Origin of the sequence: Leptospira gomenensis (genome assembly GCF_004770155.1) — a bacterium.
GTDB lineage: Bacteria > Spirochaetota > Leptospiria > Leptospirales > Leptospiraceae > Leptospira > Leptospira gomenensis.
The window spans coordinates 17,192-44,051 of record NZ_RQFA01000073.1 but is presented as its reverse complement, the minus strand read 5'-3'; the positions used below and the strand labels follow the sequence as shown (position 1 = coordinate 44,051).

Below are 26,860 nucleotides of genomic sequence, written 5' to 3'. Positions count from 1 at the left end.
GTTTTATCCTTTTGTTTCAGAGAGCGAACACAGATTCGAGCCCGCTTTCGTACGGACATGACATTTCCTCGAGAGTGACCCGAACTCCGAATCCGGCGACATTCAGAATTCCGGTCGCATTCGTTTTTCCTAATAAATAAAAATGTAATCCCGCTTCTTCAGCCGACTTACGGACCTCCTCCGCGTCTTTCTCGGTAAAACTCGCCAACACGGAAGCGGCGGATTCCCCGAAAAGGGTCAAATCGTTTCGATCCGTTTTCAAAGGAGTAAGATCGGCTTCGATTCCCAGTCCGGAGAGAAGCACGGTTTTAGCGAGTGCGATTCCGAGCCCGCCCAAGGAAAGATCTTTTGCGGATTTCAAAACCCCTTTTTCGTTTAATGATATTATTAAACGACACAAAGCGGCTTCCTCTTTGATGTCCAGCTCCGGAATCGCTCCGTTTACCTGACCGTGGATCGTCTTGAGGTATTCGCTTCCTCCCAGAGAAGGACGGAAATTTCCGAGAATCGCGAGATGTAATCCCGCTTCTTCGGGAACATTGGAAAGCAATTTGGTTTTATCCTGGAGGATTCCCACCATCCCGATCGTAGGGGTGGGGAAAATCGGCCCTTCGGGCGATTCGTTGTAAAAAGAGACGTTTCCCCCCGTAACGGGAAGGTCCAACGCTCGGCAGGCGTCGCCGAGTCCTCGAACACATTCAGAAAACATATAGTAGTTTTCCGGAATATAAGGATTTGCGAAATTAAGATTATTCGTAACTCCGAGCGGAGTAGCTCCGGTCACATAGACGTTCCGGGCGGATTCGCAAACCGCAAACTCCGCTCCCTTATACGGATCCAGATACGTGTATCTGGAATTACAATCGGTCGCAGTCGCGAGCGCCTTGTTCGTATCGGGAATCGAGGAAAGACCTCCGTCGCATCCAGGGCCGATCAGTTTTACGAGTCCGACTTCGGTATCGTATTGTTCCGTGATCGGTTTTCTGGAACACACGTTCCAAGAGGAAAGTAGTCTGAGTAAAATCGGAGAAGTTTCCGTTTCGGCCACATCCGGAATTCCCGCGGGCGTCCAGTTTTTGACCGAGTCCAAGTATGAAGGACGTCTGACCTCCCGTTCGTAACGAGGCGCTCCTCCGCCTAACACGAGTGATTCGGCGGGAATTTTAGCCTTGAGTTGGCCGCCCATCCGAATTTCTATCATTCCGTCTCCGGTTATTTCTCCGATCTGGACCGCGTTTAAATTCCATTTTTCGAATATAGCTACGAGCTCGGCTTCTTTTCCCTTTTTCGGGACGACCAACATTCTCTCCTGGGATTCGGACAACATGGCCTCATAGGCGTTCATTCCAGTTTCACGAAACGGAACCCGATCGAGATCGATCTTCATTCCGGTTTTTCCCTTTGCGCTCATTTCGGAAGTGGCGCAGGAAATTCCGGCTGCGCCCATATCCTGAATTCCGACCAAAAGCCCTTTTTGAATCGCTTCCAAACTCGCCTCCATCAGGAGCTTCTCCATAAAAGGATCTCCTACCTGGACCGCGGAACGTTTCGATTCGGATTCTTTGGAAAGATCTTTCGAAGCGAAGGAAGCTCCGTGAATTCCGTCTCTTCCCGTCGTAGCTCCGACGATATAAACCGCGTTTCCGACTTTTCCGCCGGTGGTCGCACTCGCCATCTGATCGTGTCGGACGATTCCGACCGTCATCGCGTTGACGAGAGGATTTTTGGTAAAACATTCGTCGATAAAAAGTTCTCCGCCGGAAACCGCGATCCCGAGTGAATTTCCGTAGTCGCCGATTCCTTTGACCGCGCGCGAAAGAAGATATTTGTTCCGCGGTTCGTCCGGATTTCCGAACCGGAGAGAATTCAGGGATACGATCGGACGAGCGCCCATCGTAAAAATATCGCGCATGATTCCGCCGACTCCGGTCGCCGCACCTTGATACGGTTCGACGGCGGTCGGGTGATTGTGACTTTCGATCTTAAATACGACCGCGAGTCCGTCCCCGATATCCATGGCACCCGCGTTTTCTTCCCCTGCTTGCGCGAGAAGTTTGTCCGAAGAAGTAGGAAGCGTTTTTAATTTTAGAATCGAGTTTTTATAAGAACAGTGTTCCGACCACATCGCGGAAAAAATTCCGAGTTCGGTTGAGTTCGGGATTCGTCCCAGGATTTCCTGGATTTTCTGAAATTCTTCTGGGGTAAGCCCGTGTTCGAGGGCGTCTTGTAAGGAAACGGCTTCTTTTTCCATCGTTTGTCAGTATTTTTTCCGACTCACGCTCTGAAAATCAAATATTCCCGGATAGGATGAGGAGTTCCTACAGGAATTCCCGTGGAACAAAAGAAAGTGAGGAGTTCCCGCACCCTCGAGAACCGCTCAGGGGGAGTTCCCACAGGATCGAAAGATCCTCGGAAATCGCGGAAGGATTTTACGCCGAGGAGTTCCTACGTTTCCGGCCCCAATCCTCTCCGCAAAACCGAAAACTCGACCGAAAAAGAAAAAAGTAGGAACTCCTCACGAATTTAAAAATTCTTACTACTTCTCGAGAGTAAGAATCGAAAAAGCGTCAATTCGCCGTGATCGAAAATGTGTGATTGGTCGTCTGCGGCCGAACACCGATCGTGACCATAGTTCCGCCTTGAATCGTTTCGGAAATCCGATCGTTTCCGATCGCTTCCGCATTCTTATAATTCACACCCACATTGATTCCCGGACAAGATCCGATCCAAACCGACAGATCCGAATCACCGGTTTGCGCAACGAGATCGATATCATACGTTTTTGTAGAAGGTGTAACGAATTGGTAAAAACGAGTGCAATCGTTTGCGGAAGGATCACAGACCCCGTTCTTCACCTTCGTCTGACCGATGATCAAAGATTCCGCATTTACGTTCGGACAAACGAAACCGCTACTCGCTCTTTGCGGAATGATCGTAGTATTCGTCCGATTGATCGCGAGCGACAGAGCGTTTCCGTCGGTTCCGACATTGGTATAATAGAAATAAACCACATCCCCGCTCGTCAACTGACGATTGATAGAACGAGCGTCGTTTCCTCCGGAAGAAAGGGACCAAGTGGAAGCGAAATCACCTTCCAACGAAGGGCAACGATTGACAGCGATCGCAATATCGGCTCCGCTCGTAGCGTCCGGAAAATTGACGCCGAACGTATACGCCCCGTCGGAAGGAGCGACGAATTTATAAAATCGAGCGGGGTCGGCGATATTCGAAACGAGCGGACCGGTAGAATTACCGAGCGTCAGAGTTCCCTGAATAGGAAGATTACAACTCTCTGACGAATTCAGATAAGCGTAGGTCGTCGTATAGGTTCCGACTCCGTTTTTCAAGAACCCGACCCAAACCGTATCGGTCGGCCCTGCGTTAAAAGTGATTTCATCGGAACCAAAAGATCCGTCCGCGTCATTGAACGCTCCTACGCTTGCACTTTCCGACAGAGGACATCTATTTTTCCAAAGATAAATATCTCCGTCCACAGTAGTAAGATCTCCTAATATATTCGAAGTAACCGTATAGGTTCCGAATACTGGAGGGATAAACTCTTGAAAACCCCAGTGATTCAAACGATTCGTAGCGCCTAACGTACTAGAAGCGGAACCGACGGTTCCCGGATACGTGATATTCGATCCTTCGGGAAGATCCATCGTCGAAAAGCCGCAATCAAAGAGAGAAAGCCTACCTTCTCATTCCTAAACAACCGAACGCGTTTCTTTCGATCCGAACAAAGATGACGAAATACCGAAGTAAAATTATTATTTCCAGGAACGAATCTCGGAAAGAAAATCCAACGACGGATAACTCGCGTCGCACGGAATTTTGCCCTCCTTCGATCCCCAGTCGCTCAAATCCTAAATCGAAATCGCAAAGTTCGGAAGTTTCCGGATTCTTCAAAACGGAAGATGTATCGCCGGATGAAAAAAAACACACCACCGAGCGCTCCGAAAACGCACGGCACGGACGAACCGGATCCGGTACGTATTTAAAAACGAAATCGAAAACCTCAGATCGAATAATAATCTCTTCGATAATACAATAAAGGTCTTCGCTCGTCGTTGGAACCCGCGGAAATCACCTTACCGATTACGATGGAATGATCACCTCCGTCCACGAATTGTTCCACCTCGCATTCAATATGGGAAAGAATTCCTGGAAGAACGGGAACCCCGAGTTCCCCGAAATCACAACGAAGTTCCTCGATTAACGCGTGTTTATCGACTTTACCGGAAGCGAAACCGTTCGAAATCGCATCCTGTCCTTGCGCGAGAATATTAACGACGAATTTGCCCGAACTTCGGATCGGATTGTGACTCGTTATGTTCTTCTGAAGACAAAACAAAATCAAAGGAGGATTTAAGGAGAGGGAACTAAAACTACTGACCGTAAGACCGCTGTGTTTGCCGAGATGGGAATAGGTGATGACGGTAACTCCGGAAGGAAAATGGGAAAGAGCGTTCTTAAAAACATCGTCCGTGATTTTCATACCGTCGATCCTAAAAACGAAAGATCCCGTGTCAACATCTCGAAGCGGGCATCGAATCCGAATTTCAACTCAAGAGCCTAAGATTTTTTTTCGAGAATATGGATTTAACTTCTTCCAGAGTGTTTCTCCTGGAGTCGTAATCCATGGTGGATCGGTAGGTCAGGGAAACCCTTTCCAATAAATCGGTTTCGTCCGAATACGTCTCGATCCGTTTCCACTCGCCGCTTTCCTTGAGACGCTCCGAAAGATCAAGATACGGTTTTAATGCGAAATTCCGTATGGAATAGGAGATTCTAGTTTCGCAGCGACAAACGTTCCCGGAGTTCACCACGCCGCAATTCGTTCCTAAAAAATTTCCCATCCGCTTCCTAGCGCGAGATAATTTTTTGCGGAAGTTCGCGGCGGGTATTCCCATAATTTCCGCGCCTTCATCTCCGCTCACTTGAACCACTTCTCCTAAGATGAAAGCGATTCTATGTTGTCGCTTTAAACAGGTCAACATCGCGTGTGTGCATGCCGTCTTTACTTGAGAAGCGAGATAGGACGTATCGGAGGAAGTTTCGACGTCTATCGAAGTTTTCTGCAATTCGGAACGGACAATACGAAACGTTAGTCGCCTTTGCTCGGTTCTGCTTTTTTTGGCGTTGATAAGATGATTGACCGCGATACGATAAACCCAGGTGGAAAAGGCGCTTTCCCTTCGAAACGAACCGAGGTTGGTGATCGTTTTGATCAGAATCTCCTGCGTAGCATCCTCGGCGTCCTCCGGATTCCAAAGAAACTTTAAGGAAAGATTAAATACTTTTTTTTGAACGCCTCGGACCAATTTTTCCAAGGCGTTCAAATCTCCGGCAAGAGAGAGATTCAAAAGTTCGTTTTCGTTCGGAGAAGTTTCCGTCATAGAGTTTCCGTATTAAAAATACAACCCGCTTCGTTTAACAAAAAAGCGGAGAACCGCGTAGCTCATTTTTCCTTACCCGCCCATGTGAGCAGAAGCGCGATCGCAGCCGGCAACCCTTGCGTAAAAAGAATGGAAAATTTCGCGGTTGCCGCTCCGAAAATCCCCGCGACCACGATACAACTCAGAAAAAACAAAATCGTACGATCGCTTTGTTTGCGATCCGAGACGAAAAATTTTCCCCAAAAAAGACCGGCCGCCAAAAAGCCGTTGTATAAACCTTGGTTCATCGCCAATTTAGCCGAAGCGGCCGCGACCTCGGGAGTCATATTAAATATTCTTAATACAACCGGAGTCTGCCAAAGAAACATCTCCAACACAAGAAACAAAATGTGTTCGATCGCAACGAAAACGATCAATACGTTTTTTACTAAATTCATTCGGATTTCCTTTCTGGATTTTTCCGTTTGGACAAAAGGTCCTCCGATTCTGTGACCGTTTTACGAAAAAATCATCCCGGAATTCTTTTTTTTTCTAAAAAAAGGGAAGAGACGGAGCCGGCAAACCGGGCCCTAAAGCGGATTGACACGCTCGAACACTGGGAAGACAATCAAAACGTGCCCCCCGAAAAAACCAGAAATCGCGGACCAACGTATCCTCTTCGAAAGACCGCATTATATATTACGTTTTTATTACATATTTCCGTTCTCACATCCTGTCTCTGGTTCATCCGTCCTTCCGGAAATTTCGGAGAACGTGAAATTCCACCTGCCCCCGATTATTCGCTCCCCACTTCATGGGCGGCCTTGCCCGACAAACGGGACGGCGCGGACCAGGTCCCCTCGGAAACCGAATGGAAAGACGGGCAAGCCGATGCGGACATCGACGTATTTTTTATCCATCCCACCACTTTTTTCGGCAGGGAATGGAACGCGCCCATCGACGATCCATCCCTCAACGAAAGAACCGACGACGGAACCCTGCGAAAGCAGGCGAGTGTCTTCAATTGTTGCGGTAGAATCTACGCACCCCGCTATCGGCAAGCGACGCTTTATTCGTTTTTGGACCCCGAAAACGGAAAGGCCGCTTTAAATTTAGCATATCAAGATATACTAAATTCGTTCGAACATTATATCCGAAACGAAAACGGAGGAAGACCTTTTATCATCGCCTCCCATAGCCAGGGAACGTTTCATGCTACACGACTTCTTCTCGAAAAAGTGGACGGGAAGCCGATTTTAAAAAAATTGATAGCGGCTTATCTGATAGGTGGCGCCGTCCCCTCCCGTCTTTACCGAAAAATTCCAGTTTGCGACAACCCGAAAAAGAACGGATGTGTGATCGGATGGAGAACTTTCGAAGAGGAGGCGGCCGTACCCAAACTTCCCCACGATCCCGATCCTCCGTACGTATGCGTAAATCCGATAAGCTGGAAAACGGACGAAACGGCGAGTAAAGCCGAGGAACATCCGGGAGGGATCGACGTACGTTTTACGAAAATTTATCCGTCGATTTGCGAAACTCGCTGTTCAAAAGGAATATTACGTATTTCTAAACCGAACTCCGGTGATTTTTCGAAGGCTATTCAAGGAAACTATCACGTGTTCGACTACGCTCTTTTTTACCGAAGCATCAGGGATAACGTGGGCGAAAGGGTTCGAAACTATTTCCTATCGACGGAAAATAAAAGCGGAAAAAAACGGAATCGTTTCGACTAACAACGATAAGGAGAATTATGAAGTATGACTTTGGCCGAGGTTGAAAATCGGATTCGCGAATTCAAAAAAATCGTACCCTCTGAAATTACGGTGACACGCTGGGAACATTCCCTGCACGTCGCTGAAATCGCAAAGGAGTTGGCCCTGATACATTCGAAGGAGAATTCGGAACTCGCCTACCTTGCGGGAATCGTCCACGACATCACGAAACAAAAATCTCCTGAGTTTCACAAAATGTGTTTTCGCGAATCTGGACAACCCGAACTGGAACAGCTTCCGTTTGCGGCGTGGCATGCGTATTCCGCCGCGATTTTTCTACGGACGAAATACGAACTCAAGCAGGATTCCGTATTGGCCGCCGTAAAAAATCATACCTTAGGAGCGGAAACGCCCGGCCCCTTGGATCTTATCTTATACGCGGCGGATTTTTTGGGATCGGAATATGCGAGAAAACATCCCGAATATTCCGCATGGAGAGAACAGGCTCGCCGGAATCTTTACGCGGGAGTTCTCCGCAAAGCAAGAAGTACGATCGAGGACCTTTTAAACACCGGAAAATCAGTACATCCGAGGACGGTCCTCACCTACAACCTGGCGGTTTCGAATCTACGCGGAACGTTTATCGACGACGAAACCGATCACGACTGGAATGGAAACCATAGTAAGATAACCTCCGCCGATGCGGATGAAATATTCGGAAACGCTCATCTTTGACATCGGAATCAGGATTAAAAAATCCAAACCCCAATTGATACCCAACCAAAACAAACCGGTGCCGAATAACACGGACAAGGTTTTACCTTCGATTCTCGGAACCAAAAGCGCGAGGAGAACACAACCGGTGAAATTACCTACGATAATCATCACGGTCTTAAAAAGAAAAACGTCGGTTAATAATTCTCCGTTTCTGGAATGAAACGGAATCGCGACGACGAACGGAACCAACCAAACTAGAAATCCGTAGAGTAAAATTCTAGATAGATGTTTTTTCATTCAAATCTCCTAATATACATGTTAAAGTCGGCAAATACCCGGATTAAAATCTTCCGGGCCGTTAAAAAATATTAACGATCGTAAGGGAGGTCAATTCCCTTTCTTGCGTATCTTTTTTCGTTCTCCGAAAAAATTCGGATCGTACTCGGAAAGGAATTTCCGTGCATCATGAACGTTTTCCGGATTACGTTCAACATCGCAAGAATCGCGATCGTTTAACAGACCTTCTACGAGCGTTATCGGAAATAAAAGTCTCGAAATCAGACTCAAGGTTCCCGTGGAAACGAGCAATTCCCCGTCGAAGTTCGAAACGACTGGTTTATCCGACGATTTCACAACCGTTCTCCGAATTTTTCGAAGAAGTAGTTTCCCCAATGCGGTCGAGTTCCGTCCGCGTCCACGAAATCGAATTCTTCCGATAACTTCCAGGTGCTGAACGCCTTACCCGTTTTAGCGAGAATGTTCGGATCCGACGCAAGAGCGGCGACGGCCCTTCCTATATAAAGCGGGGTTTCCGAGGCGATAAAATGCGGATCTTTAGCGCAACCGTCCTTCCAATTTTTCTCATCGACCCCGAAATGATCCAACATCGCCTCCGATCTGAGAAAACCGGGAGTTAACGCCAGAGCGGCGATTCCGAACGGCTTTAGTTCCTCGGCGATAGAACTTGCAAGATTTATAATGGAAGATTTTATTAAAGTGTAATATACGTTTCCTCGATACCGGTAGTCGATTCCGTCCGTTATCTCCAAAACCAAACCCGAACGGTTGCGTATCATAAGAGGAGCCGCGAAATAGTTGGTGATCAAATGCGGATCCAAACAGCTCCGTTGAATTTTTAATCCGTCCTCCAACGAATGTTCCCAGAATTTTTTGCTCCAATCGACGAGCGGGTCCCCGCCCCAGACGTCGTTTACGAGAAGATCCAATCGCCCCCGTTCGGAATCGATACGCTCGAACAAACGACGAACTTCGGCCGAATCCGAGTGATCCGTACGTACCGCGATCCCTATCCCTCCTGCCGCGTTCACAAGCTCCGCCGTCTCTTCGATCGTTTCGGAACGTTTCATTTCGGAAGGAGAATTTTTAGTGCTCCGACCCGTGATATAAACCGTCGCACCCGCCTCGCCCAAAGCGACTGAAATTCCGCGCCCCGCCCCTCTCGTTCCACCGGCGACGAGCGCGATTGTATCCTTTAATTTCTTTCGTATCATGAAGAAATCCTAACCCGAGTAAGATGACAAATTCTGTCATATATCTTTTTAAATTTTACGTTTCTTTAAAAAAAAGTTTCCATTCATTTTAAAACAAAATATATGTCGAATTCTGTCATATATTCGGATTTATCGTTTTATTATGCGCGCGGACAGACTTCTTTCCATTCTACTCCAACTACAAGCCAAAGGAAGAATCTCATCCAGGGAACTCGCAAAAAAACTGGAAGTCTCGGAGAGGACGATACATAGGGATATGGAAGCCCTGAGTGCCTCGGGAGTTCCCGTTTTTGCGGAGCGTGGTTCTCGCGGAGGTTGGGAATTGTCGAAAGGATATCGAACCAACCTCACCGGGATGAAAAAGGAGGAAATTTTTTCCATGATCCTGACCAGCTCTACCCGGATCGCGGACGACCTCGGTAAAAAGAAGGACTTGGATTCCGCGTTTATGAAGTTTATGGCCTCCCTTCCTCCGGCCTTTCAACAAGAAGCGGAGATGGTAAGACAAAGAATCCATATCGACGGCGCGGGTTGGGGAACTTCCAAAGAGGAATTTCCGTTCCTGCCTTTGCTCCAGGAAGCCGTCTGGCAGAATCGAAAGGTGATTCTCCGATATAAATCGGACGAAACGTCTAAACCGAGGATCGTGTTTCCCTTGGGTCTCGTAGCGAAAGGAAAGGTCTGGTATCTGATCGCGAAATACGGTAAGGAATTCAGAACCTTTCGAATCTCCAGAATCGTCGAAGCCGCGTTAGGCGAATCCTTCGAAAGACCGAAAAAATTCGATCTCGAAAAATATTGGACCGAAACGACATCCCTATTTTTTGCGCAGCTACCTAATTTTCCGGTAAAGGTAAGGATAAAAACGGAGGAATTTCGAAAATTCGAATCCGTCCCCTATAATAGAATATTAAAATATTCTATTATAAACGAAGAATGGACCGAAGCCGAGATAGACCTTGAAACCAAACAATGGGCGCGTTGTCAGATTCTGGGTTTCGGCGATTCGGTTTTCGTGTTGGAGCCTAAGGAACTCAAGGACGAAATCGTGGAAACCGCCGAAAAAATAAGAAAGCTCTACACCACTTCGTAGACTCCCACGCTGTTTTCTTTTCCTTTAACGGAAACCTTACCCAATTCCTTAAACGTATACTTAACCCGATTACGGATCTTACGATAACTGTCGTCGGAAAGAAGTATGTCCGCCTGGTATTCCTTGGTCAGACCTTCGATGCGAGAAGCGAGATTGACCGCGTCGGAGATCACCGTTCCGTCCATCCTTTCCATCTCTCCGATCGTTCCCAACATCAAAACTCCGGTATGAATTCCGATTCCGATCCGAATCGGTTCGTATCTTCTTTCCAACCTAGTCTCGTTGTGAAGTTCCAGCTCTTTCTTCATTTCGATCGCCGCTTCCAAAGCGTTATCAGGAGAATCGGGGAAAAGCGCCATAATACCGTCGCCTAAATATTTATCCACGAAACCGCCGTGTTTGCGTATGATCGGTCCCATCTTCCCCATATAGGAATTCAAAAAATCGAAATTATCCTTCGGAGTCATCTTTTCGGACAATTGTGTAAAGGATCTTATATCAGAAAAAAGGATGGTCATTTCTTTCTGAGTCTGATCTCCTAATTCAATTTCCGTAATATTCTTTTTTCCTAAAAACTTAAGAAATTCCAAAGGAACAAAACGACTATAGGATTTATTGGTGGCCTTTAAATCCGAAGACAAATTTTCGATCGCTATAAACGCCGAGGAAAACTTAAGCGACAGGATGTAAGACTGCACGAATATGAACGTAAACAAACCTATCGGAAGATAATATCCGGTCGCTACGATCGTCTGACTTTGAAGTATGTCGTTCACCGCGGTAAACATCAAAACCAACACCCCCAAAGAAGCGATCGCTGCTCCCTTTCTTTTACGGACGATACATCTTCCCAAAAGAAAAATCAAAAGGGGAACGTATAAAAGCAAAGCGATCTGAAACGGAATCAAAGTAAGAGCGAAATACTTCGTGGGAAAAATCAGGATGATTGCCGAGAAAAATCCCACCAGAGCGGCGCTTATCTTCCAAGTCCAAGTGGGCATGTCTTCCGGAAAAATGCTGTCCATGTATTTCTGAAAGATGGGCCACGCGAGATAAAAGGAAAGATATTCCAATTTACTTGCCAACTCCCAAGGGACGTCCGGAAATTTTTGTATGAAAAAACGTTCTCCCGTGGTCAACAAACGAACCACGATCACAAGACAAAAAAGTCCGAAATAAAGACTCGAGGCGTCCTTACGACGCAAAAAGAAAAGCCCGAAATGATAAAACGTCATGATGGTGATACTTCCGAAAAGGAACATCTCCGTAGTCCAACGGTTCTCCCGATAATCCTGGATTTCTTTTTTACTTCCGATGCGAATCGTTTCCCAAATTCCACCCTTGAAGTGATGAAAATTGGAGACTTCCACCTGAATCAGAACTTCGTTCGATTGGGGTTGAAATTCCGCGTAACGCGGAAGATATTGCGGCCTCGACGAATTTTCGTCCGTTCCAACGACTCCGCTCCGAATCAATTTTTGACCGTCCACCCAGACGGCTCCCGCGGTTCCTACGTCCTGGAAACGAAGAATCAACGCGTCTTTTCGTTGTTCGTTTAACAAAATTTTCAGACTAAACGTACCGTAACCGTAAGCGGCTTTGGAATCCATATCGGGGATGGCAGAATAAGAGTTCCAGTTGTCCGGCACGGTTACGAAATAAGAAGGGGCTTCCTCCGTAATTTCGGGTTTAGAAAGTAGGAACCGTTTCCAAACGAAACTCCATTCTCCGTCGAGTTTCACCAATCCGTCCGAATTAAAATCCCAATCCCTCAGATCCAAAATCCCTTTCTCCGCACGAGGTGGAATTTTGTTCGAAATCGGATTATAACAACCGACAAACGCCGAAACCGATAGGAGGATTTTAAACGAAAGAAGAAGGATGTTGGTTTTCATACTTTAACCTTTGCTAAAACGAAATGGAAGAACGTCGAGAAGACGCATCTTTTCAGAAGGCGGATACGAATCAAGATATATCCGAAGACTGGAAATAACTTTCTTATAGGACGAAAAAAATTCTTTCCTACGTTTAAAGGAGAAACCGTGAATTGCTTGTTTTTTCGTAACCGGCCTGATAAACCCAAAAGAGAGGTGTTTTTATGAAACGGATATTTCTTTTAATCGCGTTATTCAATCTGATCTCGACTTCCCTTTCCGCGAAAGTCTCGGCGAAGAACATCGTCTACCAGGACGGAGAAACGAGCTTGGAAGGATACATCGCGTATCCGGAATTCAGGAGCACAAAATCCGCCCCCGCGATATTGGTGGTTCACGACTGGTTAGGTCTCGTAGAAAATCCGAAGATGCGCGCCGAAAAATTGGCCGATCTGGGTTACATAGCGTTCGCGGTGGATATCTACGGAAAGGGAATCCGCCCCAAGTCGATGGAAGAAGCGGCGAAGTTGGCCGGCCATTATAAACAAAACAGGGACGTAATGCGCGCGCGAATTTTGGCCGCATTCGAAACGTTAAAATCGCAACCGGAAGTGGAGCCAGGTCGAATCGCGATCATCGGATATTGTTTCGGCGGAACGGTCGCTTTGGAATTGGCCCGCAGCGGAGCTCCGGTTTTAGGAGCGGTCAGTTTTCATGGAGGACTGGAAACTCCGAATCCGGAAGACGCCAAAAACATAAAAGGAAAAATCCTGGCGTTACACGGGGCCGACGATCCGTTCGTAAAAAAAGAGGAAGTGGAATCCTTTCAGGAAGAGATGAGAAAAGCCGGCATCGACTGGCAACTAGTTACTTACGGGGGAGCGGTGCATTCGTTTACGATTAAGGAAGCCGGAAACGACAATTCGAAAGGCGCGGCTTACAACGCGAAGGCGGATCGAAGGTCCTGGATCGAATTGGTCTCGTTCCTAAAGGAAATTTTCCCGAAGCCTAAAATGTAAAAACATTATAATATTATAATATAGAAGAGAAAAACGATCAAACCGAAAGGGGACGCCCGCTGCAAACGAACGTTTCCCTTATTTTTCCCCGTTTAATTTCCCAAAATCAGACCGGAACAAGGGGGTAACGTAAAACTGTCGAATTCGTTTTGGCCCCAGGGAACGGTCGCCAAAAAGTATTTTTGGCAATCCGTAGGGTTTACGAAAACCCGCGGTTTTTTTCCGAAATTCATAACGATCAGTTTTTTTTCGTCCCCGAACTCCCTTACGAAAACGAGTAAATCCTTAGGAACGCCCTCTTCAATCAGAGAAAGAGTTCCTTCCTGCAAAGCCTTGCTCTTATTCCTCAAACGGATGACTTTTTTATACGTGTTTAAAAGGGAATCCGGATCCTCCTCTTCGGTCTTGACGTTCCTCTGTTTGTAGTTTCCGTGAACTCGGATCCAGGGTTTGGCGTTTTTAGTCGTAAAACCGGCGTTAGGTGAATCGTCCCATTGCATAGGAGAACGGGCTCGATCCCGGATGATGATATCGGCCAAACCCAGTAGTTCGGAAAGAGTATCGCCTAACCAGCGATAAATTCTTGCGAGAGGATCCTGTGCTTCCGTAAGTTTGATCGTTTCGTTGGTCATTCCTATCTCTTCACCGTAATACGTGACCGGAACCCCCCTCGCGGTGAATTGGAACAACGCGACCAACTTTCCCTTTTCGAGGTTGTTGTTGATCTTACGCATATAACGACGCTGATCGTGATTTCCGAAAACGTAGGTGGGAATGTAAGGATACGGATACAACTCCTCCATCTTCTTGACGATTCCCCTGAAAAAACTCGCCTTAAACTTCAAAAGAAGCGTTTCGAAAAGGAAGATAAGATTGAGACCGTCGCGTTTTTCGCCTAAGTATCGTTTGATGATCTGATCGTCTCCGGCGACCTCGCCCACGGAAAAACGATCGCCATCGAACTCGTTCAAGACGGCGCGAATCTCTTTCGCGAATTCGAAGTTGTCCGGATGATTGACCGTATATAATCTCCTTTGAAAGTAGCCGTCGTGATCGTTTTCCGAAACGATGTATTTAAATCGGAACGGGTTATCCCGGAAATGCCGGTCCTTGTAGATCGCGTGAAAGATATCGAGACGGAAACCATCCACTCCTTTTTTTAACCAGAAACGAAGAACGTCGAACATCGCCTTCTTCACTTCGGGATTGTAATAATTCAGATCTGGTTGAAAGTCTAAAAAGCTGGCGCAAAACCATTGATCGGTTTTTTCGTCGTACTGCCACGCCTTTGGAGTGACGAACGAACTCCAATTATTCGGAGGTTTGTTCTTGCCTCGACCGTCCCTCCAAATATACCAATCCCTCTTCGGATTATTTCTACTGGACCGGGATTCTAAAAACCATTCGTGTTGGTCGGAGGTATGATTCATCACCATATCGAAGACGATCTTCATACCTCTTTTGTGTACTTCTTTGATGAGTTTTTCCGCGTCCTTTAGGGAGCCGTATTCCGTCGAGATCGAGTAATAGTCGCTAACGTCGTAACCGTGATCCCTTTGCGGACTTTTATAAAAAGGCGAAACCCAGATCGTTTCGATCCCGAGGTCTTTGAGATAATCCAACTTACCGATGATGCCGAGGATATCGCCGATCCCGTCTCCGTTCGTATCCGCGAAAGACCTCGGATAAATCTGATAGATCGTGGTCTTTTGCCACCACTTGTTTAAACGATCGTCCGGTTTTTTCTTGGATTTTTTCGGGCTCATAACTCTCTTCTTAATAGGAATCAAAAATATTAGAATGAAGACTGTCAAGTTTTTGTCTTGACAAAAAAGCCCATATATTTCGATATCGAAATATATGAAACAGGAATTCGCGATCCATCTTCTTTCCAGAACAAGAGACAGAATCCAAAAATTTCTTCTCAGGGAGTTCGAAAAGGAAGGAATCAAAGATCTCGTGCCCGCACACGGAGGAGTGTTGTATGCGCTCGGAGTTTCAGGCGAAACGACCATGGGTGAATTGGCGAAAATTTTGGACCGCAGCAATTCCACGGTAACGGCTCTATTGGACAAGATGGAAGAATTGAAATACGTTAAACGAAACCGATCCGAGCAGGACGAACGGGTCTATACCGCCTCTCTCACCGCAAAAGGGAAATCCACTCGCGAATCCGTGATCCGGGCCTCTCAGACCACCAATCAAAAATTATACAAAGGATTCACCGCGGAGGAGAAAGAGACGTTTATGCGGTTCTTGGAAAGAATTCATTCGAATTTCGAAAGATAGAAGGAATTTATTTTTTAAAGCCATTTATTTCGACATCGAAATAAATACAAGGAGATAAGATATGAAACGAACCGTGATCATCACAGGATCGGCAAAGGGAATAGGAAAAACGACCGCGAAAAATTTCGCACTCAAAGGGGAAACGGTCGTATTGTCGGATACGGACGCGGAGAAACTCGAACTCGCCGCAAAAGAACTGGGCGCCTTGAACTCAGGAAGAATTCTTTCCAAGGTATGCGACGTGCGGGACAAACTTCAGATCAAACAACTTGCGGAATTCGCACATCAAGAGACCGGACAAATCGACGTTTGGATCAACAACGCGGGCATCGTCAAAGACGACCTTCTGCTTAGAATGAACGAGGACAAATGGGACGAGGTTTTCGACGTGAATCTAAAAGGCGCTTTTTTCGGAACACAAATTGCCGCCAAGTATATGATAAAACGCGAATATGGAAGAATCGTAAACGTAGGATCGGTGTCCGGCTTTTACGGCAACGCTGGACAAGCCAATTATTCCTCGGCAAAAGCCGGATTGATGGCCTTGACGAAATCCTCCGCGAGAGAGTTGGCCTCCAGAAACGTAACCGTGAACTGCGTCGCTTCCGGTTTTATCGACAACGGATTCGCCCCGAACCTTCCCGAAGAAGCGAAACGTTCCGTATTGTCCATGATTCCCTTGAAAATCGGAAGAAATCCGGAGGAAGCGGTTTCCTCCGCGGTTCATTTTCTTTCTTCTGACGAAGCCGATTGGATCACTGGAACTACGTTGCGAGTGGACGGAGGAATGATGATCGGATTCTAAATTTATAATATTATAAATACTGAATACCGATTTCGGAAAACGTCTCCCGGTCGCACACGAACTGAGACACGTCGATCTGTTTATGATGGTCGAAAAGAAACGTGGTCACTTTCCCCGTAAATCGCCCCTTGTATTCCTCTTCGACGAAACGGATCCAGGCGAGAACGTCGATCAGTTCGTGCGCGATAAATTCGAAATTCCGACCATCGTGCGCGAACTTTTCCCTCGGATTAAAGATTCGCTCTTCGTTTAACAAAATCACGTTTTCAAGCGTGAACGGATAATCCTTTAAACCTCCGGCCAATCCGATCTGATGGAATTTTTCCGCTTCCTCTCCGGGACGAAACGCGGTCGTTCTCGCGGAAGCGATATACGCGTATAAAGGAGGATCGATTTCCGCCACGATCCTCGTATTGCCGACGGAACTTCCAGGATAACTTACCTGATGGTCCAGTGTTAACGCCAAACTATTACGATCGTCGGGTTCGACGACACAATACCCTTTATCCCAGAGCGCGGCAAAAGGTCGATTTACGGTAAAGGCGGGTCTTTCTCCGAGAGGAAGCAGATTGTCCCGAATTCCCTCCAGATAAACCTCGTTACAAAAATCGAAAGTCGGAAAACTGGGTTGATCCAGTTCGAAATCCAGGAACAAACCGAACGCGGACATCAGCGAAATGGGATGTTCCACGATCTTAATTTCGTTAAGTTGAATATTATGATTTCCTTTAATACAAAACTCCGGCTTCAACTCATGAGTAGATCCTAAATGGGAGAATCTGGAATATTCCCCCGAGGAAGGTAGAACTAAGACGGTAGTGGGTTTGTTTTCCAGAGTGGAAATCCCCCGGACCGGAAAAGGTCGGAGGACTGTGTAGGAACGACCCGTATCGAGGTTGAATCGTTCGTCCGAAAAATGTTCCGGAAATCGCAGAACGTCCGTAAAACGATTTTCCAAAAGTGTTTTGATTTGAACCGCATCGGTGAAAATCCGCATTCTAAAAAAACAAGAAAATCCGTTTTTTTAGCGAATGGCAATCTTAAATCGAGAAGGATTGGATGCAAAAGGAGGAAAAGGAGGAGAGGAAGTTCCGGGTGAACATTCACCCGGAACAATGGAATTATGCTCCGTAGAAAAGGAACGATGCGATGATCGTCCAAACTCCGACTACAATTCCAAAAATTCCCAACTTGCCTTGGATTGGAGCCAATTTTGCAAGGAGTTCTGCTCCTTTCTTTTTGGCTTCTTCGTTCTTAGAAAGAACATACGTTGAGATCGTTCCGAAACCGAGGATGAACCCGAGAACCGCTTGCACTACATTTCCTGCTAAAGCGGTGACCCAGTAGATCGGCCAAGTAGGAAGCCAACCAAGACCGAAAATACCGGTGAAGATAATTCCGTAAATTCCCCAGAAACAAAATACGAGACCGATCCAACCTTGATAAGGCGAAATCTTAGCCAGCAGTTCCTTTGCGTCGGGCTTCTTTGCGAGGAGCAAAGAAGGAACAGCGAGAATGCTGAGCACGATGAGTGTAATTCCTGATACCATTAAATGTATCTCCTTTTTCTTTTCTAAACTTACTTTAATCCGAGTGTTCTTTCCCCTTTTATTTTGAAAAGAAAGAATCGTTTTCGGATCTTTTAGCCTTAACTCGTGAGGGTTTGAATTTTTGCTCACTTTTTGTTTTTGTGTCCTACTTTATAAAAAAATTCGCATAAACTTTGTTTGACGAATTCGATTCACCCTCAATGAATTTGTATTCTTTTTAAGTCGATTCTGTTTTGAAATCGTGTATAACATCAAAAATTTCGCTCATTCTATAGAAAGAGAAGATTACTATATCATAATAAAGATTCTTTAATATAAATTGAGCGACCATGACAGGAGAAGTTACCTGAGTTTCTCGGTTTTTCTTTTGCGAGCGTTCCAGTCATTTCGAAATTTTGGAACGAAAGGGATCGAGTCTCCGACAAACGGTGGACGCATCCAACGAAGCTGGTTTATAAATACTTTAGCAGCTTGTCTCTACCAACTTCGCACTACTCTTTTTGTTTGCGCCAAAAAAGAGAAACCGAAACTCTTGGATCGGCGCGAATCAAAGGAGCGTCTCCGCTCTGAAACTAACACTCATTCCGGGCGCGTTTTTGGACATCGACATCGATTGTTTGGATTGTAAAGTGGTGGGGGAACTCACACCGTTTTTCAGAATACTACTTTCCCCGAGTGCATCAAATTGTGTCGGAGGAACCAAGACCAACGGCCCGGTTCATAAAAACTAGGAGACCCCGAAAATCCATCAACTCCTCTCTGCCAACGAAACAGTTTCCCGAAAAAAAGGAACTCCCGCTTTCCCGGCGCCTCGAGGGTCGCAAAGTCGCATTTCCAGGATCCTGTCGTAGGACTTTCGTCTTTCCCCCGCCGCGTTGCGCTTCTACAAACCCACGTTCCTGGGTGTGAGTTCCCACATATCCTTTTCCAACAAAAGGAAACCCCAGAAAACCCCACCCAAAACCGCAAAACTCCGACATTCTTTTCCAAAACAACAACAACGGCGAACACAAACCCAAACAAAGCTGGCAAAATCCTTCCCCCTCCGATGCGGTTCCGACCTCCTCCCAAACGGCAAACGAAACCGTTCCACATTTTCCCCTTGACCTACAAGGCAACTCGACCAAATTGGTTGAAAACGAGTTTCAAATAGGCCGGATCTATATGTACGCTATTATATCAGTTGGAAACAGACAATACAAGGTGACCCAAGATCAGGAATTCCTGACCGAAAAAACCGGCAAAAATGCGGGGGAATCCTTTGACGCAAAAGTGCTTCTTTTTGCGGAATCCAGCAATAAGGTTCATATCGGCCAACCCGAGCTCAAAACGGCTCGCGTTTCTTTGAAAGTTCTCGAAGACGTAAAAGGCGAAAAAATTCACGCCTATGTCTACAAAAGAAGAAAAAACTATCAAAAATCCTGGGGACACAGACAAAAACTCCAGAAGGTGAAGGTAGTTTCCCTCTCCGCGGTGTGATCCGGATTCGGATTGCCCAACAAGGAGAATTGTATTCTTCCTTAGAAAGCGAGGGACATTCTCCCGCTTCCTTGGGAAAAAAGGGCGAGAATCTTCTCTGCTCTGCCGTTTCGGTTTTGGTTCAGACCTTATATCTGTTCCTTCTTCAATCCGGCAAAGTAAAACCCGCCGAAATTCGAGACGGATATCTGCGGTTCGAAGTTCTTCCGTCTGAAAACGACGCATTGATTCATACTAGTTTTGAATTGGTCCTTTCGGGTTTAAAAAATCTGAAACGCCAATATCCGAAAGAAATTGAACTGATAGGAGTACCTGAAAATGGCACATAAAAAAGGTGGTGGATCCTCAAAAAACGGCCGGGATTCTAATTCCCAGAGACTCGGTGTAAAACGTTTCGGAGGAGAATCCGTTCTCGCCGGAAACATCCTGGTTCGTCAAAGAGGAACCAAATTCCGTCCCGGCAACAACGTTGGCCTCGGAAAAGATCACACTCTTTTCGCACTCGTTCCCGGAAAAGTAAAGTTCGAGATGGTTTCCAAATTGAAAATGCAGGTTTCCGTTTACCCGGAATAACCCTTCATAGTTTAACCGCAACCGGATGAACCGCAGTCTCCTGCCCGTTTCTGGGTCCGGACTCTGCGGTTTTTCTTTTTTAGGATAGTTTCAAAATTTAGAATATTCAAAATCCATGGAATCCTTTGTAGACGAAATCGCAATCGAAGTGTTCGCCGGACACGGTGGGGCCGGTTCCGTACATTTTCGCAGGGAAAAATACGTGGAGTTCGGCGGACCCGACGGAGGAGACGGAGGAATCGGCGGCAACGTGATTCTACGCCCGAACCTTTCGATGTACACGTTGGACAAATATCTTTCCAAACGTAAATTTAAGGCGGAAGCCGGCTTTCCCGGAGTCGGCGATAACTGTTCCGGAAAAAAGGGAGAGGATTTAACCCTATTCGTTCCCTTGGGAACGCAAATTTATGACGAGGAAACGGGGGACCTCCTGTTCGACTTCGTCTCGGAATCACAAACGTTCGTCGTAGCAAAGGGCGGTCGCGGCGGCAAAGGAAACACACATTTCAAATCCTCCACCAACCAAACCCCTCGTTTTGCGCAACCGGGAGAACCGGGAGAATACAAGTCTCTCCGTCTTTCCCTAAAACTTCTGGCGGACGTGGGGATCGTAGGACTTCCCAATGCAGGAAAATCCACCTTGATTTCGAAAATAACGGACGCACATCCAAAGATCGCGGGATACGCGTTCACCACTCTTTCTCCGAATCTGGGCGTCGTAAAACGAAGAGGAGACATCTTCCGATTCACAGTCGCCGACATCCCCGGAATCATTGAAGGCGCGAGTATGGGAATCGGACTGGGTCTTTCCTTTTTGCGTCACATCGAACGCGTCAAAGGGATCGTATATCTTTTCGACGCTTCTTCGCTCGACATAGAAGAAGACTTCAAGATGTTACAGAACGAACTCTCCACATACAACCCGGAACTTTTGGAACGTCCGTATCTCGTGGTATTGAACAAAATCGACGTCTGGGACGATCCCTCTTTCACCGAGGATCTGATCTCTAAGGTGAAACATTTGGGAAGCGTCATCGCGATTTCAGCGGATCGCGGGACCAACCTGGAAGATTTGTTGGAAGCGATGGACGAAACCTTCTTCAAAGCCGAAATCGAAAAAGTGCTACGTCCGAAGGATGTAGCCGATTCGGATTCCGCGGGAGACGAAAACGATTCCGCTATTTCGCAAAGTCACGATGTTTCGCATAACGTAATAAACTCCGATCCGTTTTCGGAATCGAAAGGGCAGGATCCATAGTTATGAAATCGACGATTATGGAACGACATACGCTTTCCGAAAGAATCCGGAACGCGGAAAAAATCGTGATCAAGGTCGGATCGGCGCGGCTTTCCGGACCCGAATCCGAAGTGAACGATTTTCTTTTTCAATTGGTAAGCGACATTCGTTTTCTCCGAGACGCGGGCAAGGAAGTCATTCTCGTTTCCTCCGGAGCGATCGCACGGGGAAGACTTTTGTTAAGCGAACTTCCCTCTTCCATTTCCTCCGGCGAATCCCTTTCCGAAAAACAGGCTTTGGCCGCCATGGGACAAAATAGACTCGTCAATCTTTACGATAGTTTTTTTTCCAAGGTAAATCTGAGTATCGCACAGATTCTTTTCGGAGTTTTGGATCTCGAATCCAAAGAAGGATATAAGAATCTTAAAAACACTTTCACCCAGTTGTTGCGCTGGGGAATCCTTCCGGTCGTCAACGAAAACGATTCGGTCGCGACCGAAGAGGTCAAATTCGGAGACAACGATATGCTTTCCGCTTTGGTAAGCCTTCTTGTGGAAGCGGATCTTTTGATCATTCTCACCGGAGTGGACGGTTTTTTAAAGGAAGGAAACACGGTTCCTTTTTTGCGGGAAGTCAAACAAGAGGACATGGATTTGGCCGGAGGCCCGAGCGGTCCCGGCACCGGAGGAATGTTCACCAAATTGAAATCCGCCGGTTTACTTTCGGAGGCGGGAGTTCCTACGGCGATTCTAAACGGCAAAAAGATGCACGTAATACGCGAGTTCCTCGATAAAAACGAAATCGGCACGTTAGTCGCTCCTTCGGGAAATCGTATTTTTTCAGAAGAGGAAATCAAGGAAATCATACGCAAAAACCGCAACGGAAACGGAGGAAGTTCCCAGTGAAAGAAACGGAATACGTGGAAAACCTATGTTCCAAGGCCAAAAAGGCCGCCCGCTTTTTAAAGATCCTTTCGACCTCGAAAAAGAATAAAATTCTCCTGGATTTGGCGGAACTCCTGATAAAAAGACGGTCGGAAATTCTGGCGGCAAACGAGATCGATCTCAAGGAAGGACGTGAGAAAAATCTTTCCTCCGCTCTGATGGATCGACTTTTGTTAAACGACAAGAGGATCGAAGCGATGGCGACCGCGGTGCGCGAGATCGTTTCCCTACCCGATCCGGTCGGCGAAGTAGTCCGCGGGCTGACTCTTCCCAATGGACTGGAACTGTCCACCAAACGGGTTCCGCTCGGAGTCGTGATGGTCATTTACGAATCCCGTCCCAACGTCACCATCGACGTGGGCGCCTTGTCGTTCAAATCCGGGAACGCGTGTATTCTTCGCGGAGGAAGCGAATCTTTCCGAACGAACGAAATTTTAGTGAAACTATTTCATGAAATTCTAATAAAGGAAGGAATCGATCCGGGAGCGGTCACTTTCGTTGATAAAACCGACCGTTCCTTTATGTTGCCCTTTTTTCAACAGACTTCGACGATAGACATCGTGGTTCCGAGGGGCGGAGAAGGTCTGATCCGTTTCGTATCGGAGAATTCGAAAATCCCCGTCGTCAAACACGACAAAGGTGTTTGTAATCTTTATATCGATCAGGACGCGGATCCGGAAAAGGTGATTCCGATCGTGATCAATTCCAAAACGCAAAGACCGGGAGTTTGTAACGCTACGGAGAATCTGATTCTTCATACCGGTTATCCCTTCCGCAAAGAATTACTCGAAACTCTGGCCAAGGAAGGCGTCGAATTGCTGTTAGACGGCCCGGCCCTTGCTTTGTATCCGAACGGCAAACCCGTAAAAGAAGAGGATTATTTGGAGGAATTTTTGGATCTCCGTCTTTCCGTAAAAACGGTTTCTTCCTTGGAAGACGCTTTGGCCTTTATCGAAAGAACCTCTTCGGGACATACGGAAGCGATCGTAACGGAGGATCTCGGCGCGGCAAAAACGTTCGTGGACTCTTTGGATTCCGCGGCACTTTTCGTGAATTGTTCCACCCGTTTCCATGACGGTGGAGAATTCGGGCTCGGAGCCGAGGTCGGAATTTCCACGGGAAAACTGCACGTGAGAGGACCGATGGGGCTCGTCCATCTTACCACTACGACGACTTACGTCAACGGAAGCGGACAAGTCAGAGGTTAAAAGCCGTGACGAACGATTCCGTCAAAATTCCGACGGGGATATTCGGAGGTAGTTTCGATCCTCCCCATTTCGGTCACGCAGGGATTCTACGTTCTTTTTTTCGGGAATTTCCCGACTGTAAGGAAGTGTTTCTCGTTCCCAATCTTCAAAATCCTCTCAAAGGGGAAAAGACTTCTTCTCCGGAAGCTATATTAGAAATGCTGCAACTATTTGTCTCGGAGTTCGAGGAGAACGTCACGATTTTGGATTTGGAACTAAAACGGGAAGGGCCTAGTTACACGGTCCGCACCTTGGAGGAACTGGGGAGTTCCTACCCGGAAAGGGAGTTCTACCTATTGATCGGCGAGGACAATTATTCAAATTTTCACGAATGGAAGGACTGGAAAAAAATCCTAGGTTCGGTAAAAACGGTCTGCGTGTTCCGACGGACTTCCGAAACGATTCCTGAAAATCCGGAACTAGGAGAGGTTTCCTCGAAATTTACGTTTTTGAACAACCCGCTTCTTCCCGTAAGTTCGACGGAATTACGACGTGAATTCGGAATCTCGCGAGAAAACCGGGGAGTTCCCGCAAATTTACGAAATTACATCGAAAAAAAAGGGCTCTACCGAACGTAGGATCTCCCCTTCCAACTGAGGTCGGAACATCGTCACGAAATCGGAACCGGATTTAGGAAACGGACTTTTCCTTTTCCTTCGCCTTTTTTCCGGCTTTCATGCCTTTTTTCTTATACAATTGTTTTTGCAAGTGTTCCGACATGTGGACGGACCTCGCAGCGGAACCGAACGCTTCTAAAACAGCGTTGATTCGTCGGGCCAAACGAAACGGATCCGGACAATGTGGAACGATCAAAAAAGAATGCCAACCGCCGTCCACAGGCAAATCGACGTAAAAACCGACACTCTTCGAAAATCCGTCCTTGAGGGCCCGGAACCGAAAGTCCGACGTGAGCGGAATTCGAATCGGACCTCCCGTATAAAACCTCTTCCCCGAAGAAAGAAAAAGGCCTCCCGAAATGGAAATAAATTCTTGATCAACGGAAACCCGTTCGAATTTGATGAGACGCGCTATTCCGAGCCACAACAAAAACGAAGCCAACAGAAAAATGGCGAATACAAAAACCGCGCCCCCGAGAAACGAAACGGAGAAATCCCCGAAAAACCCGTCCGAGGAACGAATCCGGGAATCGACGAAGAAATAAGGAGGCAAAAACAGCAAAACACCCAGAAACAAAGCGGAACAATACCACAGGAGCGGAATAAAGGCGGGGCGATTGTAAATGAATATTTTTTTCATAATCGAAGAGCAGCTCTTGCATCCATATAAATCCGACAATCAAGGATTCGCGTTTTTTCATCCGAATAAAATCTTTCCTCGGATCGAGTCCAACGCCGAAGCACGTAGGAACCGGCCTACGTCGTGCGGAACAACAAAACGTTTTTTTAGAATTTTCAAATCTCTCCGCCTCCGCATCCTGGACGCATGAAAGCCGCTTTCCATTACGATCCGGCGACCTTACGTCGCGTCCTAAACGTTGACGAAGGGATCGAATCGTTTTTTCAAAAAGAACCACCGATTCATAGTATTACAACTTCTTCTTCGGAAGCGGAGCAGAATTCGCTTTTCGTTCCGCTTCGAGGAAATCGGGACGGACACGAATTCATTCCGGACGCGCTTTCCAAAGGAGCTTCCTATTTCTTATGCGAAAAAAACCACTCCATTCTATCCTCACTGAGCAAAGACGAAACGAGAAAGGCCATGATAGTCGATGACACCTTACGTGCGTTAGGCGAATTGGCCGCGTTTCATAGATCGAGATTCCGCCCCGTGGTGATCGCAGTAACTGGCTCCAGCGGAAAAACCACGACGAAAGAACTTTTCGCTTCTTGTTTAAAAAATCTGGGAGAAGACGCGCTTGTGGTTACGGAAAAAAACTATAACAACGAAATCGGATTGCCGTTTACCGTATTCAGAATCGACGATAAAACCAGAATCGCGGTTTGTGAAATGGGGATGAATCACAAAGGAGAAATAGCAAGACTTTCCAAAATCGCCAAACCGGATTTCGCGGTCATAACTACGATAGGAACTGCGCATATCGAATTTTTAGGAAGTCGGAAAAACATAGCCAAAGCGAAAGCGGAAGTGGTGGAAGGAATGCCCCGAGGAGGGTTTCTTTTTTATCCGAGTTCGGGAGAATATTCTAAAATTCTAAATAAGAAAACCGGAAAATACGGAGTAACATTCGAAATCGCAGATACGAAACGTTTTTTTAAAGTATCCGAAAAAAAATCATCCGGATTCGTATTGGAATACGACGGTAAACCGGTGGTTTGGAATCTACCTGGGGACAGACTATTGGAGAACGTCGCCGTCACAACCGCGTGTTTGGAGAAAATCGGCGTTCCTAAAGATTGGATCGCAGCCGGCATATCGGAATTTCGTTCCGCAAACAAACGCCTGGATTTTCAAAGAGGGAAATATTCCGTTATCAACGATACATACAACGCGAATTACGAATCCATGATATCCTCTCTCGAAGTCGCCTCACAACTTTCCGAAGGAAAAGACTTTTACGCGGTGTTAGGCGATATGCGCGAGTTGGGAAAACATTCCCGATCTTTTCACAAAAAGCTCGGAAAAGTCTGCGCCGGTTTCGAGAATTTGAAAGGTTTGTTTACCTTCGGCGCCGATTCGACTTTGATTCAAAGGGAATTTTCAAAACGTTCGAACGATTCTAAACTATCGTTTCATTTTCCGGATACGGAAGACGGGTTGGGGAATTTGCTTCGAACGTTCACAGAGAAAGTGCCGGAAGGCTCCGTCGTATTAGCCAAAGCGTCTCGTGGAATCAGGCTGGAGCGTTTCGTCGAAGGCCTTCCCGCGGATACGGTTTAATAATACTTGCCACGTTGGAACACGATAGGACGATCTTAATAGGAGCGAAAAAATGGACGCAAAAGTCGCGATCATTATGGGGAGTCATTCGGATTGGGAAACCATGAAGGAAGCCGAAACGATTTTGAAGGAATTCGGAGTGACCGTCCATAAGGAGATCGTATCGGCACACAGATCTCCCGAACTAATGGTGGAATTTTCCAAGTCCGCGAGAGACACGGGATATTCGGTTATCATAGCCGGCGCCGGCGGGGCCGCACATCTTCCGGGTATGGTAGCCTCGTTAACCACCTTACCCGTGTTAGGTGTTCCGGTGCAAAGTAAAACGTTGAACGGATTGGACAGCCTTCTTTCCATAGTCCAGATGCCGGGCGGAGTTCCGGTAGGAACGATGGCCATAGGAACCGCGGGAGCAAAAAACGCGGGTTTACTCGCGGTTCGAATTCTTTCTTTACGGGACGTTTCCCTCGCCGAACGATTGGACCGTTACCGTGAAAAGATCCGTGACGAAGCACTTTCGAAAAACAAGGACTTAACGTGACGGTCTCCGAAGTTCTTTTACCCGGATCA

At 46.8% G+C, this 26,860-nt stretch carries 27 protein-coding genes and 1 pseudogene; 15 read left to right on the top strand and 13 right to left on the bottom strand.

Annotation, left to right across the window (positions count from 1 at the left end; translation table 11 throughout):
- Positions 1–16 precede the first annotated feature (16 nt).
- The 5 genes from purL to EHQ17_RS16475 all read right to left on the bottom strand — a co-directional run bounded on the left by purL (position 17) and on the right by EHQ17_RS16475 (position 5,836).
- Entirely contained in the window at positions 17–2,251 is a 2,235-nt protein-coding gene (purL, locus tag EHQ17_RS16495; RefSeq protein ID WP_135589927.1) for a phosphoribosylformylglycinamidine synthase subunit PurL, read from the bottom strand.
- 316 nt (positions 2,252–2,567) lie between these two features.
- Entirely contained in the window at positions 2,568–3,662 is a 1,095-nt protein-coding gene (locus EHQ17_RS16490; RefSeq protein ID WP_246057597.1) for a hypothetical protein, read from the bottom strand.
- Between the two features lie 356 nt (positions 3,663–4,018).
- Positions 4,019–4,498 carry a flavin reductase family protein gene (locus EHQ17_RS16485; RefSeq protein ID WP_135589928.1) on the bottom strand — a complete coding sequence of 160 codons (480 nt, stop codon included), beginning with the start codon at positions 4,496–4,498 and terminating at the stop codon, positions 4,019–4,021.
- Between the two features lie 64 nt (positions 4,499–4,562).
- Positions 4,563–5,399, bottom strand: a complete 837-nt coding sequence (locus tag EHQ17_RS16480; RefSeq protein ID WP_135589929.1) for an RNA polymerase sigma factor — start codon at positions 5,397–5,399, stop codon at positions 4,563–4,565.
- A gap of 62 nt (positions 5,400–5,461) precedes the next feature.
- Positions 5,462–5,836, bottom strand: a complete 375-nt coding sequence (locus EHQ17_RS16475; protein WP_135589930.1) for a DUF1304 domain-containing protein — start codon at positions 5,834–5,836, stop codon at positions 5,462–5,464.
- 27 nt (positions 5,837–5,863) lie between these two features.
- Here EHQ17_RS16475 and EHQ17_RS16470 point away from each other — a divergent pair, with 27 nt between their 5' ends.
- Together EHQ17_RS16470 and yqeK are read left to right on the top strand one after the other, a co-directional pair.
- Positions 5,864–7,114: a DUF3089 domain-containing protein gene (locus tag EHQ17_RS16470; RefSeq protein ID WP_246057596.1), complete on the top strand. Its 1,251-nt coding sequence runs from the start codon at positions 5,864–5,866 to the stop codon at positions 7,112–7,114.
- 24 nt (positions 7,115–7,138) lie between these two features.
- A pseudogene (gene yqeK, locus EHQ17_RS16465) lies at positions 7,139–7,717 on the top strand (bis(5'-nucleosyl)-tetraphosphatase (symmetrical) YqeK); the annotation flags it as partial.
- A 3-nt stretch (positions 7,718–7,720) separates the two neighbouring features.
- Here the strand turns inward: yqeK and EHQ17_RS16460 are convergent.
- The 3 genes from EHQ17_RS16460 to EHQ17_RS16450 all read right to left on the bottom strand — a co-directional run bounded on the left by EHQ17_RS16460 (position 7,721) and on the right by EHQ17_RS16450 (position 9,321).
- A complete protein-coding gene (locus EHQ17_RS16460; protein ID WP_135589932.1) occupies positions 7,721–8,107 on the bottom strand; it encodes a hypothetical protein in 387 nt (128 codons plus the stop codon).
- A 90-nt stretch (positions 8,108–8,197) separates the two neighbouring features.
- Positions 8,198–8,443 (bottom strand): hypothetical protein, encoded by a 246-nt coding sequence (locus EHQ17_RS16455; protein ID WP_135589933.1) that lies wholly within the window; start codon positions 8,441–8,443, stop codon positions 8,198–8,200.
- Positions 8,440–9,321: an SDR family oxidoreductase gene (locus EHQ17_RS16450; protein WP_135589934.1), complete on the bottom strand. Its 882-nt coding sequence runs from the start codon at positions 9,319–9,321 to the stop codon at positions 8,440–8,442. Before EHQ17_RS16450 ends, EHQ17_RS16455 begins: the two co-directional genes overlap by 4 nt.
- Before the next feature lie 142 nt (positions 9,322–9,463).
- Between EHQ17_RS16450 and EHQ17_RS16445 the strand changes: the two genes are divergently transcribed.
- Entirely contained in the window at positions 9,464–10,414 is a 951-nt protein-coding gene (locus EHQ17_RS16445) for a helix-turn-helix transcriptional regulator (RefSeq protein WP_135589935.1), read from the top strand.
- Here the strand turns inward: EHQ17_RS16445 and EHQ17_RS16440 are convergent.
- Positions 10,399–12,309, bottom strand: coding sequence for a 7TM diverse intracellular signaling domain-containing protein (locus tag EHQ17_RS16440; RefSeq protein WP_135589936.1), 1,911 nt, complete (start codon positions 12,307–12,309; stop codon positions 10,399–10,401). The two genes, EHQ17_RS16445 and EHQ17_RS16440, sit on opposite strands and share 16 nt — an antisense overlap.
- Before the next feature lie 203 nt (positions 12,310–12,512).
- On the opposite strand from EHQ17_RS16440, the gene EHQ17_RS16435 reads away from it, so the two are divergent.
- The gene (locus EHQ17_RS16435; protein WP_135589937.1) at positions 12,513–13,307 is read left to right on the top strand and encodes a dienelactone hydrolase family protein; all 795 of its coding nucleotides are present in this window, start codon (positions 12,513–12,515) and stop codon (positions 13,305–13,307) included.
- A gap of 92 nt (positions 13,308–13,399) precedes the next feature.
- Here EHQ17_RS16435 and EHQ17_RS16430 read toward each other — a convergent pair whose 3' ends face one another.
- Positions 13,400–15,073: a glycoside hydrolase family 13 protein gene (locus EHQ17_RS16430; RefSeq protein WP_135589938.1), complete on the bottom strand. Its 1,674-nt coding sequence runs from the start codon at positions 15,071–15,073 to the stop codon at positions 13,400–13,402.
- A 94-nt stretch (positions 15,074–15,167) separates the two neighbouring features.
- Here EHQ17_RS16430 and EHQ17_RS16425 point away from each other — a divergent pair, with 94 nt between their 5' ends.
- Positions 15,168–15,596, top strand: a complete 429-nt coding sequence (locus EHQ17_RS16425; RefSeq protein WP_135589939.1) for a MarR family winged helix-turn-helix transcriptional regulator — start codon at positions 15,168–15,170, stop codon at positions 15,594–15,596.
- 61 nt (positions 15,597–15,657) lie between these two features.
- Positions 15,658–16,401, top strand: a complete 744-nt coding sequence (locus EHQ17_RS16420; RefSeq protein ID WP_135589940.1) for an SDR family NAD(P)-dependent oxidoreductase — start codon at positions 15,658–15,660, stop codon at positions 16,399–16,401.
- Between the two features lie 10 nt (positions 16,402–16,411).
- Here EHQ17_RS16420 and EHQ17_RS16415 read toward each other — a convergent pair whose 3' ends face one another.
- Together EHQ17_RS16415 and EHQ17_RS16410 are read right to left on the bottom strand one after the other, a co-directional pair.
- On the bottom strand, positions 16,412–17,398 hold the full coding sequence (locus EHQ17_RS16415) for a UDP-3-O-acyl-N-acetylglucosamine deacetylase (RefSeq protein ID WP_135589941.1): 987 nt from the start codon (positions 17,396–17,398) through the stop codon (positions 16,412–16,414).
- Between the two features lie 124 nt (positions 17,399–17,522).
- Positions 17,523–17,951, bottom strand: a complete 429-nt coding sequence (locus tag EHQ17_RS16410) for a hypothetical protein (RefSeq protein WP_135589942.1) — start codon at positions 17,949–17,951, stop codon at positions 17,523–17,525.
- Positions 17,952–19,115: 1,164 nt separating this feature from the next.
- On the opposite strand from EHQ17_RS16410, the gene rplU reads away from it, so the two are divergent.
- The 7 genes from rplU to nadD all read left to right on the top strand — a co-directional run bounded on the left by rplU (position 19,116) and on the right by nadD (position 24,009).
- Positions 19,116–19,430: a 50S ribosomal protein L21 gene (gene rplU, locus EHQ17_RS16405; RefSeq protein ID WP_135589944.1), complete on the top strand. Its 315-nt coding sequence runs from the start codon at positions 19,116–19,118 to the stop codon at positions 19,428–19,430.
- Complete coding sequence (locus EHQ17_RS16400; RefSeq protein ID WP_135589945.1) at positions 19,427–19,759, top strand: ribosomal-processing cysteine protease Prp; 333 nt, start codon at positions 19,427–19,429, stop codon at positions 19,757–19,759. Before rplU ends, EHQ17_RS16400 begins: the two co-directional genes overlap by 4 nt.
- Entirely contained in the window at positions 19,749–20,003 is a 255-nt protein-coding gene (gene rpmA / locus EHQ17_RS16395; RefSeq protein ID WP_135589946.1) for a 50S ribosomal protein L27, read from the top strand. The genes EHQ17_RS16400 and rpmA overlap by 11 nt, the downstream gene beginning before the upstream one ends.
- Before the next feature lie 115 nt (positions 20,004–20,118).
- Positions 20,119–21,261 carry a GTPase ObgE gene (gene obgE, locus EHQ17_RS16390; RefSeq protein WP_246057595.1) on the top strand — a complete coding sequence of 381 codons (1,143 nt, stop codon included), beginning with the start codon at positions 20,119–20,121 and terminating at the stop codon, positions 21,259–21,261.
- Positions 21,262–21,278: 17 nt separating this feature from the next.
- Positions 21,279–22,145: a glutamate 5-kinase gene (proB, locus tag EHQ17_RS16385; protein WP_135589971.1), complete on the top strand. Its 867-nt coding sequence runs from the start codon at positions 21,279–21,281 to the stop codon at positions 22,143–22,145.
- Positions 22,142–23,392 (top strand): glutamate-5-semialdehyde dehydrogenase, encoded by a 1,251-nt coding sequence (locus EHQ17_RS16380; protein ID WP_135589947.1) that lies wholly within the window; start codon positions 22,142–22,144, stop codon positions 23,390–23,392. Before proB ends, EHQ17_RS16380 begins: the two co-directional genes overlap by 4 nt.
- 5 nt (positions 23,393–23,397) lie before the next feature.
- Positions 23,398–24,009, top strand: coding sequence for a nicotinate (nicotinamide) nucleotide adenylyltransferase (nadD, locus tag EHQ17_RS16375; protein WP_135589948.1), 612 nt, complete (start codon positions 23,398–23,400; stop codon positions 24,007–24,009).
- A gap of 52 nt (positions 24,010–24,061) precedes the next feature.
- Here the strand turns inward: nadD and EHQ17_RS16370 are convergent, their stop codons facing one another.
- On the bottom strand, positions 24,062–24,688 hold the full coding sequence (locus tag EHQ17_RS16370) for a hypothetical protein (protein WP_135589949.1): 627 nt from the start codon (positions 24,686–24,688) through the stop codon (positions 24,062–24,064).
- Positions 24,689–24,874: 186 nt separating this feature from the next.
- Here EHQ17_RS16370 and EHQ17_RS16365 point away from each other — a divergent pair, with 186 nt between their 5' ends.
- Positions 24,875–26,290, top strand: coding sequence for a UDP-N-acetylmuramoyl-tripeptide--D-alanyl-D-alanine ligase (locus EHQ17_RS16365; protein WP_135589950.1), 1,416 nt, complete (start codon positions 24,875–24,877; stop codon positions 26,288–26,290).
- A 52-nt stretch (positions 26,291–26,342) separates the two neighbouring features.
- On the top strand, positions 26,343–26,831 hold the full coding sequence (gene purE / locus EHQ17_RS16360) for a 5-(carboxyamino)imidazole ribonucleotide mutase (protein WP_135589951.1): 489 nt from the start codon (positions 26,343–26,345) through the stop codon (positions 26,829–26,831).
- Positions 26,832–26,860 lie beyond the last annotated feature (29 nt).

Bases quoted from the DNA above. Each gene is read 5' to 3' on its own strand.
- purL (WP_135589927.1), bottom strand. From the start codon at position 2,251: ATGGAAAAAGAAGCCGTTTCCTTACAAGACGCCCTCGAACACGGGCTT.
- EHQ17_RS16490 (WP_246057597.1), bottom strand. From the start codon at position 3,662: ATGGATCTTCCCGAAGGATCGAATATCACGTATCCGGGAACCGTCGGT.
- EHQ17_RS16485 (WP_135589928.1), bottom strand. From the start codon at position 4,498: ATGAAAATCACGGACGATGTTTTTAAGAACGCTCTTTCCCATTTTCCT.
- EHQ17_RS16480 (WP_135589929.1), bottom strand. From the start codon at position 5,399: ATGACGGAAACTTCTCCGAACGAAAACGAACTTTTGAATCTCTCTCTT.
- EHQ17_RS16475 (WP_135589930.1), bottom strand. From the start codon at position 5,836: ATGAATTTAGTAAAAAACGTATTGATCGTTTTCGTTGCGATCGAACAC.
- EHQ17_RS16460 (WP_135589932.1), bottom strand. From the start codon at position 8,107: ATGAAAAAACATCTATCTAGAATTTTACTCTACGGATTTCTAGTTTGG.
- EHQ17_RS16450 (WP_135589934.1), bottom strand. From the start codon at position 9,321: ATGATACGAAAGAAATTAAAGGATACAATCGCGCTCGTCGCCGGTGGA.
- EHQ17_RS16445 (WP_135589935.1), top strand. From the start codon at position 9,464: ATGCGCGCGGACAGACTTCTTTCCATTCTACTCCAACTACAAGCCAAA.
- EHQ17_RS16440 (WP_135589936.1), bottom strand. From the start codon at position 12,309: ATGAAAACCAACATCCTTCTTCTTTCGTTTAAAATCCTCCTATCGGTT.
- EHQ17_RS16435 (WP_135589937.1), top strand. From the start codon at position 12,513: ATGAAACGGATATTTCTTTTAATCGCGTTATTCAATCTGATCTCGACT.
- EHQ17_RS16430 (WP_135589938.1), bottom strand. From the start codon at position 15,073: ATGAGCCCGAAAAAATCCAAGAAAAAACCGGACGATCGTTTAAACAAG.
- EHQ17_RS16425 (WP_135589939.1), top strand. From the start codon at position 15,168: ATGAAACAGGAATTCGCGATCCATCTTCTTTCCAGAACAAGAGACAGA.
- EHQ17_RS16420 (WP_135589940.1), top strand. From the start codon at position 15,658: ATGAAACGAACCGTGATCATCACAGGATCGGCAAAGGGAATAGGAAAA.
- EHQ17_RS16415 (WP_135589941.1), bottom strand. From the start codon at position 17,398: ATGCGGATTTTCACCGATGCGGTTCAAATCAAAACACTTTTGGAAAAT.
- EHQ17_RS16410 (WP_135589942.1), bottom strand. From the start codon at position 17,951: ATGGTATCAGGAATTACACTCATCGTGCTCAGCATTCTCGCTGTTCCT.
- rplU (WP_135589944.1), top strand. From the start codon at position 19,116: ATGTACGCTATTATATCAGTTGGAAACAGACAATACAAGGTGACCCAA.
- rpmA (WP_135589946.1), top strand. From the start codon at position 19,749: ATGGCACATAAAAAAGGTGGTGGATCCTCAAAAAACGGCCGGGATTCT.
- obgE (WP_246057595.1), top strand. From the start codon at position 20,119: ATGGAATCCTTTGTAGACGAAATCGCAATCGAAGTGTTCGCCGGACAC.
- proB (WP_135589971.1), top strand. From the start codon at position 21,279: ATGGAACGACATACGCTTTCCGAAAGAATCCGGAACGCGGAAAAAATC.
- EHQ17_RS16370 (WP_135589949.1), bottom strand. From the start codon at position 24,688: ATGAAAAAAATATTCATTTACAATCGCCCCGCCTTTATTCCGCTCCTG.
- EHQ17_RS16365 (WP_135589950.1), top strand. From the start codon at position 24,875: ATGAAAGCCGCTTTCCATTACGATCCGGCGACCTTACGTCGCGTCCTA.
- purE (WP_135589951.1), top strand. From the start codon at position 26,343: ATGGACGCAAAAGTCGCGATCATTATGGGGAGTCATTCGGATTGGGAA.